Origin of the sequence: Erwinia sp. (assembly GCF_049696395.1) — a bacterium.
Taxonomy (GTDB): domain Bacteria; phylum Pseudomonadota; class Gammaproteobacteria; order Enterobacterales; family Enterobacteriaceae; genus Erwinia.
On sequence record NZ_JBAVTT010000135.1, the window covers coordinates 1 to 15,919 of the forward strand.

The 15,919-nt window shown below is 55.5% G+C and carries 12 protein-coding genes; 6 read left to right on the top strand and 6 right to left on the bottom strand.

Annotated features, from left to right (window positions below):
* From fhuB to hrpB, 6 genes are all read right to left on the bottom strand, one after another.
* Positions 1-1,682: Fe(3+)-hydroxamate ABC transporter permease FhuB (gene fhuB / locus WCC56_RS16735; protein ID WP_424693466.1), on the bottom strand; the 1,682-nt coding region annotated here is incomplete at its 3' end.
* Positions 1,679-2,563 carry a Fe(3+)-hydroxamate ABC transporter substrate-binding protein FhuD gene (fhuD, locus tag WCC56_RS16740; protein WP_424693467.1) on the bottom strand — a complete coding sequence of 295 codons (885 nt, stop codon included), beginning with the start codon at positions 2,561-2,563 and terminating at the stop codon, positions 1,679-1,681. The genes fhuB and fhuD, both read right to left, overlap by 4 nt.
* An 8-nt stretch (positions 2,564-2,571) precedes the next feature.
* A complete protein-coding gene (fhuC, locus tag WCC56_RS16745) occupies positions 2,572-3,366 on the bottom strand; it encodes a Fe3+-hydroxamate ABC transporter ATP-binding protein FhuC (protein ID WP_424693468.1) in 795 nt (264 codons plus the stop codon).
* A gap of 48 nt (positions 3,367-3,414) precedes the next feature.
* A complete protein-coding gene (gene fhuA / locus WCC56_RS16750; protein ID WP_424693469.1) occupies positions 3,415-5,610 on the bottom strand; it encodes a ferrichrome porin FhuA in 2,196 nt (731 codons plus the stop codon).
* 281 nt (positions 5,611-5,891) lie between these two features.
* A complete protein-coding gene (gene mrcB / locus WCC56_RS16755; protein WP_424693470.1) occupies positions 5,892-8,405 on the bottom strand; it encodes a bifunctional glycosyl transferase/transpeptidase in 2,514 nt (837 codons plus the stop codon).
* Between the two features lie 107 nt (positions 8,406-8,512).
* Positions 8,513-10,975, bottom strand: coding sequence for an ATP-dependent helicase HrpB (hrpB, locus tag WCC56_RS16760; RefSeq protein ID WP_424693488.1), 2,463 nt, complete (start codon positions 10,973-10,975; stop codon positions 8,513-8,515).
* 56 nt (positions 10,976-11,031) lie between these two features.
* On the opposite strand from hrpB, the gene thpR reads away from it, so the two are divergent.
* From thpR to folK, 6 genes are all read left to right on the top strand, one after another.
* Complete coding sequence (gene thpR / locus WCC56_RS16765; protein ID WP_424693471.1) at positions 11,032-11,571, top strand: RNA 2',3'-cyclic phosphodiesterase; 540 nt, start codon at positions 11,032-11,034, stop codon at positions 11,569-11,571.
* Positions 11,568-12,272 carry a DNA/RNA nuclease SfsA gene (gene sfsA / locus WCC56_RS16770; protein WP_424693472.1) on the top strand — a complete coding sequence of 235 codons (705 nt, stop codon included), beginning with the start codon at positions 11,568-11,570 and terminating at the stop codon, positions 12,270-12,272. Before thpR ends, sfsA begins: the two co-directional genes overlap by 4 nt.
* A 181-nt stretch (positions 12,273-12,453) precedes the next feature.
* Positions 12,454-12,909, top strand: coding sequence for an RNA polymerase-binding protein DksA (gene dksA / locus WCC56_RS16775; RefSeq protein WP_013200823.1), 456 nt, complete (start codon positions 12,454-12,456; stop codon positions 12,907-12,909).
* Positions 12,910-12,971: 62 nt separating this feature from the next.
* Positions 12,972-13,856 carry a tRNA glutamyl-Q(34) synthetase GluQRS gene (gene gluQRS, locus WCC56_RS16780; RefSeq protein WP_424693489.1) on the top strand — a complete coding sequence of 295 codons (885 nt, stop codon included), beginning with the start codon at positions 12,972-12,974 and terminating at the stop codon, positions 13,854-13,856.
* A gap of 128 nt (positions 13,857-13,984) precedes the next feature.
* Positions 13,985-15,406 carry a polynucleotide adenylyltransferase PcnB gene (pcnB, locus tag WCC56_RS16785; protein ID WP_424693490.1) on the top strand — a complete coding sequence of 474 codons (1,422 nt, stop codon included), beginning with the start codon at positions 13,985-13,987 and terminating at the stop codon, positions 15,404-15,406.
* Positions 15,403-15,882 (top strand): 2-amino-4-hydroxy-6-hydroxymethyldihydropteridine diphosphokinase, encoded by a 480-nt coding sequence (gene folK / locus WCC56_RS16790; RefSeq protein WP_424693473.1) that lies wholly within the window; start codon positions 15,403-15,405, stop codon positions 15,880-15,882. Before pcnB ends, folK begins: the two co-directional genes overlap by 4 nt.
* Positions 15,883-15,919 lie beyond the last annotated feature (37 nt).

The window sequence follows — 15,919 nt, forward strand, 5'->3', positions numbered from 1 at the left end:
ACGCCCAGCGAGCGAGCCGTCTCCCCGCCTAAAGGCAGCAGAGTCAGCCAACGACGGCAGAGTGGCACCAACGCCAGCAGAATCACGGTGATTGCGACCGTGCGCCACGCCTGGGCTGCATCAACGCCGTAGGTAGAACCGGAGATCCAGGTCATCAGGTTTGCCATGCGCGGATCGCCGCTGGCTAGCAGCATCAGTAACAGCGTGGCAAATGCGGTACTCAGCGCCATTCCGGCCAGCAGCATACGTTCAGGAGAGAAACCGCCCCGCCCGCCAACCACGGTAATAATCAGCAGAGTAACCGCCGCACCAAGACTCCCGGCAGGCAGAAGCCAGCCAAAAGCATCGCCCGGCACCAGGAACAGCATTACAACGACCCCAAAAGCAGCCCCTGAACTGATGCCCAGAACCTCCGGGCTGGCCATTGGATTGCCGGTCAGGCGCTGGACGATACAGCCTGCCACACCCAGCATCATCCCGGTTGCGATAGCGGCCACCAGACGCGGCATGCGCCACGGCAGCAACTGGTGCCAAATCTCGCCGGAGACCCAGCTCCAGCCCTGCGCATCGCGACCAAAGCTCAAGGCTACGACAGACAGAACCAGCAGCACTCCGCCGCCAACTGCCGCCCACAGCAACACATTGTTCCGCTCGACCGGGACAGGATCGCCATAATGGGCCGAAGGCGGGGAACCCGCTGTTTTCAGACGAGGCAGCAACCACAGCAACAGAGGCGCGCCGATAAGCGCTGTAGCCGTACCGGTAGAGACTTCCTGCCAGTTATCTGTCAGCCAGATCACAATCTGATCGGCCAGCCACAGCAGCAGCATACCGATCACCGGAGCCAGTAACAGGCGGCTCAGCAGACGTCGTGCTCCAAGCATTTTTGCCAGCAGCGGCGCAAACAACCCGATAAAGCCGATAATACCTGCGGCGTTAACCAGCTGTGCGCTCAACACAATTGCCAGTGCCAGCACGCCAAGACGGGCTGCCGATAACGCCAGTCCCAGGTTTTTGGCTACGCCATCATCCAGCCCCATCAGCGCCATCGGGCGCAGCAGCAGCAGGGAAAGCACAAAGCCCACCAGCAGCTTCGGCCAGATGAAGCTGACGCTGTGCCAGTCCATCTGATTCAGCGTGCCGGTACTCCACAGAAACATGCTTTGCAGCCTTTCATGATTGAACAGCCCGAGGATCTGATTAACCGCGCCACAATAGAGTGACATCACCAGCCCCGCCAGGATCAGCGTAACCGGGGAGAGACGTTTCCCCCAGGCGATGCCAAACACGATCAGTCCGACGGCAATAGCCCCGACCATCGCCGCCATCTGTTGAGTAAACACCCCACCAGGCAGGCTCCAGAGAGTGACGACAGTAAGGCCGAGCTGCGCTCCGGTCGCCACGCCCAGCGTGGTCGGTTCTGCCAGCGGATTTCTTAACACCTGCTGGAAGAGCAAACCGACCAGCCCCAGTCCAGCGCCCACTAATAGCGAAAGCGTCAGGCGTGGCAGCAGGCTGTAGTGAAACACCATCTGCTCGACGCTGTCAGGATTTGCGGAAGCCAGAGCCTCCTGCCACTGTGAGACGGGCAGGTGCTGGCTAAGGTTGTAATAAGTCAGCCCGGCGGTCACCAGCAACAGCGCCGTCAGCAGCACAACAGGGAAACGCATTGACGTTTTCATGCGCTCACCAGTGCACTGCTCAACAGCCGACAGAAGCGCATCGCTGAGAGTGTTCCGCCGTAGAACCAAACCTGAGGCACCCGGTGGAAGCGGTTTTTCCTGACAAACGGCATCGACTGCCAGAGCGGCGTAGAGGTCACTTGTTCCATCATCAGCTCCTCGCCGTGATCAAAACTGACCACGTCCACATCCTCAGTAATCGTCGCTAAGCGTTCGATACCAATCACCGCACTGCCCCAGAAATTGGTTTCTCCCTTCCAGGCATTTTCCAGACCCAGATCGTCCATCACCTGCAGGAACAAACTTCCTTTGCCAAAGACCAGTGTATGACGAGCGTCGAGCACCGACATCAACAGCACCGGTCTTTGTGAGCGATGGGACAGTTGGATTTTCATCTGCGCCGCGAAGTCATCATATTCCGCCAGATGCTGCTGTGCCTGAGGCACCCTGTCCAGCCGCTCAGCGAGCTGCACCAGTGATTCACGGGCGACGGTCAAGGGCTTGCCACGATCGTCACTGAAAGGGAACCCCATGGCTGGGGCAATCTTGTTGAGGGTGTCGACCGACGGGCCATACCCCGAGGAATAGACCACCAGCGAGGGTTTCATCTGGATCATCAGTTCGATGTTGGGTTCGGTTCTCAGCCCCACATCCACAGTCGAAGCAGGTAATTTGGGCTCACCCACCCAGAGATCATAGTTATAAAGTTCAGCTGCGCCCATCGGGGGCACGCCGAGCGCCATCAGCAGCTCAGTAGGCCGCCATTCCAGCGAGATAATCCGCTGAGTGTCGACCGATGAAGCGGCCTGGGCTCGCCAGGCAGGCAACAACGGAGAAAGAGCCATCGCCATTAGCAGGCGGCGGCGAAGTAAGTCCGGCATGGAAACCCTTAGTAAACGAAGCTCACCGGCGCACCGCCGTTAGGGTGAGGCAGGATCCCCATCGGGATACCATAAATTTTGTTCAGCACATCGGCCTGCATAATTCCACTGGCATCGCCCTCGGCAATCACCCGGCCACTGTGCAAGGCGACCATATGGTCGCAATAGCGTGCGGCAATATTGATGTCGTGCAGAACGGCAATCACCGTCAGTCCGCGTTCACGGCTCAGACGTTGGATCAGCGCCAGCACTTCAATCTGATGCGCAATATCCAGCGCCGAGGTGGGTTCATCCAGCAACAGACAACGGCTGTTCTGTGCCACCAGCATCGCTATCCAGGCGCGTTGGCGCTCCCCACCGGACAGGCTGTCCACCAGGCGTTGAGCAAAAGGTTTAAGACCAACCAGCGTGATAGCTTCCTCGACCCGATCGCGATCTTCTGCGCCATAACGTCCCAGCGCGCCGTGCCAGGGATAGCGCCCCATCGACACCAGCTCACGCACGGTCATCCCTTCCGCAGGAGGAAGCTGCTGCGGCAAGTAGGCCACCTCGCGGGCGAACGCTTTACTTTGCCAGTCTGAAATCGTCTTGCCGTTCAGCAGGACCTGGCCTTCTGTGGCCGGATGATGTCTGCCAAGCAGCTTTAACAGCGTCGACTTTCCGGAGCCGTTGTGACCGATCAACCCACAAACTTTCCCGGCAGGAAAGGTCAACGACAGCGGCTGCAACAGCGTTCGGCCAGGGACGGTAAACGAGGCATTATCAAGCGAGAAGAGTGTTTCTGTAGCGTGCGGATCAGACATAGCGGTCTTCTGGTTGGTGGACGCGGCGAACCGCGCCCGATTTATAAATTAGAAACGGAAGGTTGCTGTTCCAACAACCTGGCGTTCCGCGCCCCAGTAGCAGGCATAGTCGCGATAACAGCTGGCAACGTAATCACGGTCAAACAGGTTGTTAACGTTAACAGCAAGCGAAGATCCCGGCAGGCCAAAGCGGCCAAGATCGTATTTCACCAGAGCATCTACAGTGGTGTAGCTGGCTACGTTAAAGTTCTGATTAAGCTTATCGCCTGAGCTGTACAATCCTTTGCTTTCGCCAACATAACGGACGCCAGCACCTACGGTCAGACCTGATAGTGACGATTCGTTAAAGGTATAATCCGTCCACAGGGAAGCCATATTCTTAGGCACCTGTACCGGTGTTTTACCTTGCAACTGAGTATCATGAGTATATTCAGCATCCGTATAAGTATAAGCAGCCGTCACGTTCACATTGGCGTTAACCGCGGCTTTTGCTTCGAGCTCAACACCACGAGAACGGATCTCGCCACCCTGATTACTGAACAAAATGTTGCCTGGGTCAACCGTCAGGTTCTTGGTTTTGGTTAACTGATAAACCGCACCAGTAACAACAATTGGACGGTCTTTCGGCACGTACTTCACACCGGCTTCATACTGTTTTGCCCTTGAAGGGTCAAACGGTTGGCCGCTAGCCGTTGTTCCTGAAGTCGGGATGAACGATTCGCTGTAGCTGAAATAAGGTGCCACACCATTATCGAAGACATAGTTCAGGCCACCACGCCAGGTGAAGGCCTGATCATGGTTTTTAGTCTCAGTGTTGCCGTTACGATTCAGAGCGGAAGTCATCGCGTAATCGTAGCGGGCTCCCAGCGTCATCACCCAACGATCCCATTCCATCTGATCCTGAGCATACAGACCGGTTTGCTCCTGCTTATTCAGGTACTGGTAAGGGAAGTTCAGCGCGTAAGCATCATCGCCATACTGCGGGTTCAGGGCGCTGAGCGGAGCTGCTGAACCGAAGTTGCCGTCAATATCGTTACGAGTTCGCTGGTAATCCACGCCCAGTAAAAGGGTGTGATCCACATCACCGGTACCAAACTTAGCCTGCACCTGATTGTCCACGGCAAACTGATTTAACGTTTCTTTAGAAAGCGCAACGCCACGCGTAATGGTGTTGTTGGTCGCATTAAACCCGTTGCCATAGATGCTGCGATAGTCAGTACGCAGGTCTGAATAGCGCAGGTTCTGACGCACAGTCCAGGTATCATTGAAGCTGTGCGAGAAGTTATAGCCAATCATTTTGGTGTTGCGGGAGATCTTGTTGTTGGCTTCACCTTCATCAAAATCAGTCGGTAATTTTTGCGAGTTGCCATTGGCATCAGTGATGGGTACCACTGTTCCCTCACGCGGTAACCAGCCGTAGTAACCCGTCTCAGGCTCATTCTGGAAATACGTCAACAGGGTGAAATTGGTATTGGCATCCGGCTGCCAGCTAAAGGAAGGGGCGACGGTGTAGCGCTTTTCCTTCTGCATATCCTGCTGCGCATCCTGGCTTCGTGCCAGGCCGGTCAAACGATAGGAGTAAACACCGTCATCATCAATTGCGCCACCAAAGTCAAAGCCGGTTGAAAACAGGTTATCAGTGCCCATTTTGAACTGAATTTCACGTAAAGCTTCCGTGGTTGGGCGCTTACTGACCAGAGCAACTACACCGCCTGGATTGCTTTTTCCATACAGAACAGAAGCTGGACCACGCAATAATTCAGCACGCTCCAGGAAATAGGGGTCGATCGCAAACTCAGAGTAGTTATCACCCTGCAGTTTCAAACCGTCGAGATATTGGTTGGTATTCGTTTCGCTGAAGCCACGGATTGAGAGGGCATCAATCACATCAGAGCTACCGCGGTTACCTGTCAGAACACCAGGCGTGTAATTGAAAGCGCCTTTTACTGTGTTCACGCCATGTAACGCCATCTCCTCGCTTGTCACTACGGAAACAGACTGCGGATTCTTTTCGATTGGCGTATCGGTTTTGGTCCCGGTAGCACTGTGTTTGGCGGCGATAGTTGGGGCGGGTCCCCACGCGCTTTCTTGCGGCACGTTGCTGTTCGCATCAGCATTTACGGTCAGGGTTTCTTCACTTGCAGCATAAGCAGAAGAGGACAAAGTCATTGCAACAAGGAGAGCCAGACGGCATTTAGAGGTATTCACTGGCAAGGATAAACGATCAAAAGACAAAATAGTCATTTAGCATTTCTCTGAATGAGACTAGTTGAATGTAAACGTAAACGAGAATTATTATTATAACGATTGGATAATATGCGAATTAACGGCGTTTCTGCAAGCAGAAATGCCCCGTCAGCAGGCCGGTTGGCTTAGGAATAACCGCATGTTGAGTGTGGGAAATCGAGTCGTAAGCACAAAGTTACGCTGAAGAGATCAAATGTTATCTTTTTCCCTTACTGACCGGGTGCCACAGGCAAAAAAAAACCGGCTCAATGTGAGCCGGCTTCTTCAGGTCAGAAGGATTACTTGCCGAACATATCCTGGATCCACCCTGCTACACCGTTACTGTCTTTCTGCTCGCTCTGCTGCTGTTGCTGCAACTGTTGTTGTTGCTGCTGTTGCTGCTGAACCTGCTGCTGTTGCTGCTGACAAAGCGCATTAGCATCGGTCGTCCAGACGGGCAGAGTCCGCCACGCGCTGCTGCCTGTACCACAGACAAAGTTACCGGCTGAATCCACTGACATCGGCGCAATATCTTCCGGCGGCGTCGGCGTTAGCGGCATCGGAGCCTGGTTATCCAGATAGCGGCGATAAATCTGCATTGCGCCGCTGGCTCCGTACAGCTTGGTTGGCTGGTTGTTATCACGCCCAACCCAGGTCACCGTCACTTCTTTGCCATCCACACCGGCAAACCAGCTGTCGACCAAATTGTTGGTGGTCCCGGTTTTCCCGGCCAGATGCGCCTTAGGATAACGGGCGCCCAGCGCACGCGCTGTTCCGTGGTCTGCAACCTGTTGCATGGTGTAAAGCGTCAGGTAAGCGGCCTGAGCCGGAACCGCACGTTCAGCCTGAGGGAAGCTCTGATACAGCACCGTGCCGTCTTCCGCAATCACTGAACGCAGTGCTGAAAGCGAAGCCCGGTTACCGCCGCTGGCGATGGTCTGGAAGGCCTGAGCCACTTCAATTGGCGTCAGATTCAGCGCACCCAGCAACATTGCCGGCACTGGCGGCAGCTGATCTTTGTTCACGCCCAGCTTGGTCCAGGTATCAATCACCTGCGGCAGTCCCAGCGTCATCCCCAGGTTTACCGTTGGCACGTTCATCGAGTTAGTTAATGCATCCACCAGCATCACCTGACCACTGAAGCGGTGATCGTCGTTCTCTGGTTTCCACACCGAGCCGTTAGGCTGTTTCAGCGCAATCGGGTTATCGGCAATCCAGGTATTCAAACGGTACTTATCTGGCTGGCTTAATGCCGTCAGATAGGTGGCCGGTTTTGCCAGAGAGCCAATTGAGCGACGCGCCTGCAGCGCACGGTTATAACCGGCAAACTGCGGATCGGCTCCGCCGACCATCGCACGCACTTCCCCACTGAAGCGGTCAACGACCACCATCGCGGTTTCCAGATCTTTCAGTCCACGCTGTTTACGCAGCGCCGGAATGCCCTCTTCTACCGATTTCTCGGCCGCATCCTGTGAGACAGGATCCAGCGTGGTGAAGATTTTCACGCCGGAGAGATCTTTCACTTTATCGCCCAGCTTGGCCTGCAGTTCGTTACGTACCATCTGCATAAAGGCTGGCTGAGGCGTAATCACGCCGCCTTTAGGCTGCACGCCTAACGGACGGGCGCTGAGCATGTCATACAGCTCCTGATCGATCACTTTCTGCTGCTGCAACAGACGCAGCACCAGGTTGCGACGCTCCAGCGCCAGTTTAGGATTACGCCACGGGTTATACAGTGACGCCCCTTTCACCATGCCAACCAGCAACGCCTGCTGATCGAGGCTCAGCTCATCAACCGGGCGTCCAAAGTAGTACAGGCTCGCCAGAGGGAAACCCCGGATCTGATCGTTACCTGCCTGGCCGAGGTAAACCTCATTCAGATACAGCTCAAGAATGCGGTCTTTGCTGTAGCGGGCATCCATGATCAGCGCCATATAGGCTTCGTTCGCTTTACGCCACAGGGAACGCTCATTGGTCAGGAACAGGTTTTTCACCAGCTGCTGAGTCAACGTACTTCCGCCTTGCACTGCTTTTCCGGCAGTAATATTGGCGAGGAAGGCACGGCCAATAGAGTACAGGCTGATGCCGTCATGCTGATAGAAATGGCGGTCTTCTGTCGCCACCAGGGTGTCTACCAGCAAATCCGGGAAGCCAGCACGCGGCACGAACAGGCGCTGCTCACCATTTGGCGACTGCAACATGGTGATCAGACGGGGATCAAGACGGAAGAAGCCAAAGTCACGGCCGCTATCAAGGTTCTTGATCTCACTTAAGGTGTCACCGCTGAAGCTTAACTGCGCGCGGATCTGCCCTTCCTTGCTGTCCGGGAAGTCAAACGGACGGCGGATCATCTCAATGCTGTTGGCCTGCACGGTAAATTCGCCAGGACGGGTCATCTTCGTCACTTCACGATACTGTGTACCTTCCAGCAGGGCGATCATCTCTTTCTTGTTGTAAGACATGCCTGGCTCAAGGTTGACCATGCGGCCATACACTGTGGCCGGCAGCTGCCAGACTTTGCCATCAATACGGCTGCGGATTTGTGAATCGAGGTAAACCCCGTACACGGCCATCACCACGATAAAGACCAGCATTAACTTAATAAATAAGCTCAGCCAGCCTCTTTTCTTCCCTGGTGGACGCCCTTTTCCTTTACGTGGCACCGGTTCTACCTCCTCGTTTTCATGGTCATCATCCTGAAAATCATCATAATCATCATGCTCTTCATCCCTGCGGCGACCTTTGCCCGCCACCTTGCGCGGGGGGGTGGACTGTTTTCCTTTGCGCCCAATCGGTTCGCGATCGTCAGACATTCGTTTTTCTTCTCCAGGAACTGCCGTCGGCAAAGCCGACTACTTTGTTCTTACTCGATAAGCTTCGGAACTGGAACCTTCCGAAATACGGACTTCAGCCGCTTCCTTCAGGAAGGCGCTGAGAATTTTTTCGTGCGCCGCGTGGGCAGCGCTGTTGCCGGGTTATCGGGCCAGGCGTGTTTTGGATAGCGTCCTTTCATCTCTTTTTGCACCTCACGGTAGGCTCCCTGCCAGAACCCAGCCAAATCGCGGGTAATTTGCAGCGGCCGCTGAGCCGGGGAAAGCAGCTCTAGCACCAGAGGAACACGCCCTCCCGCTACCGCCGGATTTTGCGCTTCGCCAAACATCTCCTGCAGGCGAACGGCCAGCGCCGGGGGGTTCTCTACATCATAACGGACCGGAAGTCGGCTTCCGGTCGGCACAGTGTAATGAGTTGGCAGGACAGTATCCAGTTGCTGGCGCTGTGACCATGTCAGCAATTGTAATAAAGCCCCGACAACATCAAGCTGTTTGAGTCCCCGGCCATCCTTCACGCCGCTCATAGCGGGCAACAGCCAGTGCTCCAGCGAAGCCAACAGCTCGGCTTCTGTGGCAGCAGGCCAGGCTTCCTCAGGGAACCATTGGCCGGCGCAAACCAGCCGTATCCTCAGTTGTTCAGCCTGCGGGCTCCAGTTCAGTACCGATAACCCTTTGCTGCGTATCCAACGAAGCATCGCCAGATGCAGGTCGGCCTCATCGGGTTTACTCAGCGGTTGAGACTTGATGACCAGCTCACCGATCTGCTCCCGTTGCCAGGCTCTCAGCGTGCCGCGCTCCTCATCCCATTCCATCTCAGTGCGCCGTTCCACCAACTGTGGGCATTCGCTGGTCAGCCTGTCAATTTCGACTGGCATAGCCAGCAGAATTCTTGCATCAGGTTGTGCGCTGCCTTGTAAGAGTGCCGGAGAAATCAGCCATTCGTAACGGGTCAACGCGGCATCATTATCCAGCATCGCGCCCAGACCGTTTGCCAGCTGATAGCGCCCTTCGGTCCCTCGTCGCCGCGCGATCCTGTCCGGAAAAGCGCCAGCCAGAAGAGGGGCGATATGGTCGCTGTCAGCAACGCCACCTTCGACTTTCAGCCGACGCTGCAACTGCGTAGCGCGCTTAAGCCAGTTCGGCTGACGGCGGTGAAAACTGTCGCGGAGGTCGGCGCTCCCCCGAGCGGGCTCTTCAAGAATGGCGACCAGCAAGGCGGCAGTAGCCGCTTTATCCGCCTCCGCTCCGGCATCCACCAGCAGAGCCGAATAGCGCGGGTCGCTGCCCAGGTTGGCCATGCTCCGGCCTTTAGCGGTCAGCATGCCCGACTTATCCGTTGCGCCTAACTGGTGTAATACTCTTCGCGCCTGGCTCAGGTTGAATTCCGGCGGCGTATCCAGCCACTGTAACTGACTGACGTTATGACAGCCCCATTGCAGCAGATCCAGCCATAACGAGGCCAGATCGCTGTGCAGGATCTCCGCTTCGGCATGGGTGGCTGCCCGTTCGGCCTGATCTTTGGCCGTCAGATGCAGGCAAATTCCCGGCTCCAGCCGTCCTGCACGCCCGGCCCGTTGGGTCATGGAAGCCTGGCTGACACGTTGGGTCTGCAAACGGGTTAAGCCGCTGCGGGTATCAAACAGGCCGGTTCTTTCCAACGCGCTATCGACCACCAGACGGATCCCTTCGATGGTCAGGCTGGTCTCGGCAATGTTGGTTGCCAGCACCACTTTACGGCGTCCGGCAGGCGCAGGCAGGATCGCTTTGCGCTGCTCGTTGAGCGGCAGCGCGCCATATAAGGGACAGAGATCGACATCGCTACCGATCAGCGAGGCAAGCTGAGTCTGGACTCGCTGGATCTCCCCCACGCCGGGCAGGAACAGTAATAGCGATCCTGGTTCTTCACGCAGCAGCTGGCTGACCTGCTTTGCCACGGCATCATCGAAGCGAAGGTTTGCCGCTAAAGAGGTATAACGGCGCTCGACAGGAAAGGAGCGACCTTCAGAGGCGATCATCGGGGCTTCTGGCAGCAGCTCCTGAAGCCGTTGGTTATCAAGCGTGGCGGACATCAGCAGGATTTTAAGATCGTCACGCAGGCCTTGCTGCACATCCAGCAGCAGCGCCAGCGCAAGATCCGCCTGTAAACTGCGTTCATGGAATTCATCCAGGATCACCAGCGAGACGCCGTCAAGCAGGGGATCCTGCTGCAACATGCGGGTGAGGATCCCTTCGGTGACCACTTCCAGCCTTGTGGTCGGCCCAACCCGGCTTTCAGAACGCATACGGTAGCCGACTGTTTCACCCGGTTGCTGCCCCAGTAATTCAGCCAGTCTTTGCGCGACGTTTCGCGCGGCCAGGCGACGGGGTTCCAGCAACAGAATGCGCCCGGTGAAATCGGCCTGCTGCAGGATTTGCAGCGGCAGCCAGGTGGATTTGCCTGCGCCGGTAGGTGCCGCCAGCAGCACCTGCGGAGCCGTCCGCAGCGCCGAAAGCAGTTCGGGTAATACGACACTCACCGGTAATGAACTCACGTTTTTGCTCCATAACGTCATGGTCATAAATTGCCGGGCATTGTAGCATCCCTCCTTCTGGAAAACCGGAGAGCCCCATGAGTGAGCAAAAAAGGCTGTTTTTCGGCATTTCATTGCCGGATGAAATCAGTCAGAGCGTCATTCACTGGCGTGCTGACACCTTTCCCGCTGAGGCCGGTCGTCCGGTAGCCGCGGCGAATTTACATCTGACGCTGGCGTTCCTCGGTGAGATCAGCGATGAAAAGGCCCAGGCGCTGAAGCAGCTGGCTGGTCGGATCCGACAACGTCCTTTTGCGCTAACGCTGGATGATGCAGGACAGTGGCCGGGCTCTGGTGTGGTCTGGCTGGGGCCAAAACAGTCACCGCGTGGATTACTGCAGCTGGCGGAACTGCTGCGGTCACAGGCGGCCAGAAGTGGCTGTTATCAAAGCCCAATGCCCTTTCATCCGCATGTCACATTACTGCGTAACGCTACGCAACCAGTCTCGTTACCGCCGCGCAATTTTAGCTGGCCGTTTCGCGTCGAGCGCTTTGCGCTGTTTCAGTCCGTCTATACAAGGGGCAGAACCAGCTATCAGCAGCTTGCAGAATGGGAATTAAAACAGGAAGTGCTATGAGGTTTAGCCCTGCGCTACAGTCGGCAACGCTACTAAAACGTTACAAACGTTTTCTGGCCGATGTTGTTACACCGGCAGGCGAAACGCTGACAATCCATTGCGCCAACACCGGAGCAATGACCGGCTGCGCCACGCCAGGAGATACCGTGTGGTATTCCACGTCAGACAGTTTGACCCGGAAATACCCGCACAGCTGGGAACTGACAGAGACACAGCAAGGTCACTGGATTTGTGTGAACACGCTGAGAGCCAACAGCTTAGTCAAAGAAGCGTTTGCTCTGGGTGCGATTCCAGAATTTTCCAGTTACACCGGCGTGCGTGCTGAAGTGAAATACGGCGCAGAAAAGAGCCGCATCGACTTTCTGTTGCAGGCGGAGGATCGGGTAAACTGCTATATTGAAGTCAAATCCGTGACGCTACTCCAGCAAGGTAAAGGGTATTTTCCGGATGCGGTTACCGAACGCGGCCAAAAACATCTTCGCGAACTGGCGAAGATTTCTGAAAATGGTGAGCGTGCGGTTCTGTTTTTTGCCGTTCTGCACTCGGGGATTGAGGACGTTTCCCCGGCGCGTCATATCGATGCACGCTACGCAGAACTACTGGCACAGGCTCGGCAGAGCGGGGTTGAAGTGCTTTGTTATAAAGCGCAGTTATCACCGGACGGCATGACATTGAAAAAGCCACTGGTTGTGGAGTTGTAAAGTAAGGCGCAATTTGCTGTTATAGGAATGCTCTTAGCGGGCGCCCAAATACGCTTTTCCTCACAGGCTTGTCAAGGCATGTTCAGGAATAATTGCCAACCTTGATCGCTTCTGCTATTTATAGCGACCTGTTTTTATCCCCTTTGGGGATCGATAGTGCGTGTTATCCAGGAGAAACAACATGCAAGAAGGGCAAACCCGTAAAACCTCGTCCCTGAGTATTCTCGCCATCGCTGGGGTGGAGCCATACCAAGAGAAGCCGGGTGAAGAGTACATGAACAAAGCCCAGCTGGTGCATTTCAAGAAGATCCTTGAAGCCTGGCGCAACCAGCTCCGGGATGAAGTTGATCGCACGGTAACTCATATGCAAGATGAAGCCGCCAACTTCCCCGATCCGGTTGACCGCGCTGCACAGGAAGAGGAATTTAGCCTTGAACTGCGTAACCGCGACCGTGAGCGCAAGCTGATCAAGAAGATTGAGAAGACGTTGAAGAAAGTCGAAGACGACGATTTCGGCTACTGCGATTCCTGTGGCGTTGAAATCGGTATCCGTCGCCTTGAAGCACGTCCTACTGCCGATCTTTGCATCGACTGTAAAACGCTGGCGGAAATCCGCGAAAAACAAATGGCCGGTTAATGGCTAATGGATTGTGCAGTGAGGCTGGTACGTTACCCGCTTCACTGCCTGTCTCTACTACTATGCTCACTTCCTGCAACGGGCGTTTTGCCCCCTCTCCCTCCGGTGAATTGCATTTTGGCTCTCTGATTGCTGCGGTTGGCAGTTACCTGCAAGCCCGTGCTCAGCATGGCCAGTGGCTGGTGCGCATTGAAGATATTGATCCGCCCCGCGAAGTACCCGGTGCGGCAAAAAGAATTCTTGAACAGCTGGAACAACACGGTCTTGAGTGGGATGGCGACGTGCTCTGGCAATCAGAGCGTCATCAAGCCTACCGGGAAGCGTTAGCCTGGCTGGAAGAGCATCACCGCAGTTATTACTGCACCTGTACCCGCAGCCGCATTCAGCAACTTGGCGGTTTTTACGACAGGCACTGTCGGGATCGGTATGCTGGCCCGAATAATGCCGCTATTCGTTTGCGAGTAGACCATCCTGTTAGCCAGTTTCAGGATCGCCTGCGGGGTGAAATAGTGGCTAATGCAGCCATGGCAGCGGAAGACTTTATTATCCATCGCCGTGACGGTCTGTTTGCTTATAACCTGGCGGTTGTGGTGGACGATCATTTCCAGGGCATTACGGAAGTGGTGCGGGGCGCCGATTTGATCGATCCAACGGTCAGACAAATTGCCCTGTATCAGCAGTTCGGCTGGCAGGTTCCAGACTATCTGCATTTACCGTTAGCCATGGGTCCTGATGGCAATAAATTGTCGAAACAGAATTACGCCACGCCACTGCCCGCTGGCGATGCTCGCCCTGCTTTAGTGCAGGCATTACGTTTTCTGGGTCAGCCTGTCAGCCAAAGCTGGCAGGATCTGCCGCTGTCAGCGCTATTACAGCAGGCAATTACTCACTGGAATGTGGCTAACATTCCGCCACAGGACGCGATTTATCAGCGTGCGCAGACCTGACAAATTATCGGTTAATAACGGGAAGATGTCCGGGATGTCAGATGAGCATTCTCAAACGCGCTTCTCTGAGCTATGATTAGCCGCAGTTTTTTATCGCCCAGCTTTTAATGTCACTATCGAGGTGTCCCATTTTTACCCGAGTTGCTAATTTTTGCCGAAAAGTTTTGAGTCGCGAAGACGAAGCGCCAGTTGCTGAGGTCGCTGAAGTGCATCAGATGACCGTGATCCCTCGCGATCGTCATACTATTTCGCGCAAAGACATCAGTGAAAATGCCCTCAAGGTCTTGTATCGCCTGAATAAAGCAGGTTACGAAGCCTATCTGGTCGGTGGCGGAGTCCGCGACTTATTACTGGGTAAAAAACCGAAAGATTTCGATATCACCACCAACGCCACGCCGGAACAGATGCGTAAATTGTTCCGCAACTGCCGTCTGGTTGGCCGTCGTTTCCGCCTGGCACACGTGATGTTTGGCCCGGAAATTATCGAAGTGGCTACCTTCCGTGGTCACCACGAAGCGGAACCGGTCGATGAAGATCGCAATACATCACAACGCGGTCAGAACGGTATGCTGCTGCGCGACAATATTTTCGGCACCATTGAAGACGATGCCCAGCGCCGTGACTTAACCATCAACAGCCTTTATTACAGCGTGTCCGACTTTTCAGTCCGCGACTATGTTGGCGGCCTGAACGATCTGCAGCAGGGCATTGTGCGCCTGATTGGCGACCCGGAAACTCGCTACCGTGAAGATCCGGTGCGGATGCTGCGTGTGGTGCGTTTTGCAGCCAAGCTGGATATGTCTGTTGCCGCTGAAACGGCGGAGCCCATTCCGCGTCTGGCTACGCTGCTGCACGATATTCCTCCTGCCCGCCTGTTTGAAGAGACACTAAAGCTGCTGCAGGCTGGCTACGGCTACAGCACCTATCTGCAACTGCGTGAATACCAGCTGTTCCAGCCCCTGTTCCCAACCATTACCCGTTACTTTACGGATAAGGGCGACAGCAATATGGAGCGGATGATTGTGCAGGTGCTGAAAAACACCGATCACCGTATTCATAATCAGATGCGCGTCAACCCGGCCTTCCTGTTCTCCGCCATGTTCTGGTATCCGCAGTTAGAAGCGGCACAGAAAATTGCTCAGGAGAGCGGCCTGGCTTATTACGATGCCTTCGCCCTGGCGATGAATGACGTGCTGGATGAAGCCTGCCGTTCGCTGGCTATTCCTAAGCGCATCACCACGCTGGTTCGTGATATCTGGCAGCTGCAGTTGCGCCTGTCGCGTCGTCACGGCAAACGCGCCTGGAAGCTGATGGAGCATCCTAAGTTCCGCGCGGCTTACGATCTGCTGGCGCTGCGTGCTGAAGTTGAAAACAACCAGGAACTGCTGAAGCTGACCGCATGGTGGAATGATTTCCAGGTTTCTGCTCCCCCGCAGCAGAAAACCATGCTGAATACGCTGGGTGACGATCCGGTGCCACGCCGGCGCACTCGCCGTCCACGTAAACGTGTGCCTGGCCCACGTCGTGATGGTAACAACAGCAACGCATGAAGCGCGTCTACTTAGCGCTGGGCAGTAATCTTGCCGATCCAATGCATCAGGTGCAGGCTGCACTTGATGCATTGGCTGTTATTCCCCTAACCACGCTGATGACCACCTCTGCTTTCTATCGCACGCCTCCCTATGGTCCACCCGACCAACCTGACTATCTTAATGCTGCTGTAGCGCTGGAGACCTCACTGGCTCCCGAAGCGTTGCTGGATCACACTCAGCGTATTGAGCTGGAACAGGGTCGCGTCCGCAAAGATGAACGCTGGGGGCCGCGCACGCTGGATCTGGACATCATGTTGTTTGGTGAGTTGACGCTGAACACGCCCCGTCTGATCGTGCCGCATTACGACATCGCTAACCGGGCATTTATGCTGGTTCCCCTGCTTGAAATTGCCCCTGACCTGACCTTCCCGGACGGAACAGCAGCCGCGGAATTGCTGGCTAAGCTGGATGCGAGCGCCATACAGCGCTGGTAGTGCAAACCCCCTTCCCTTCCATTAAGATACGCCCACC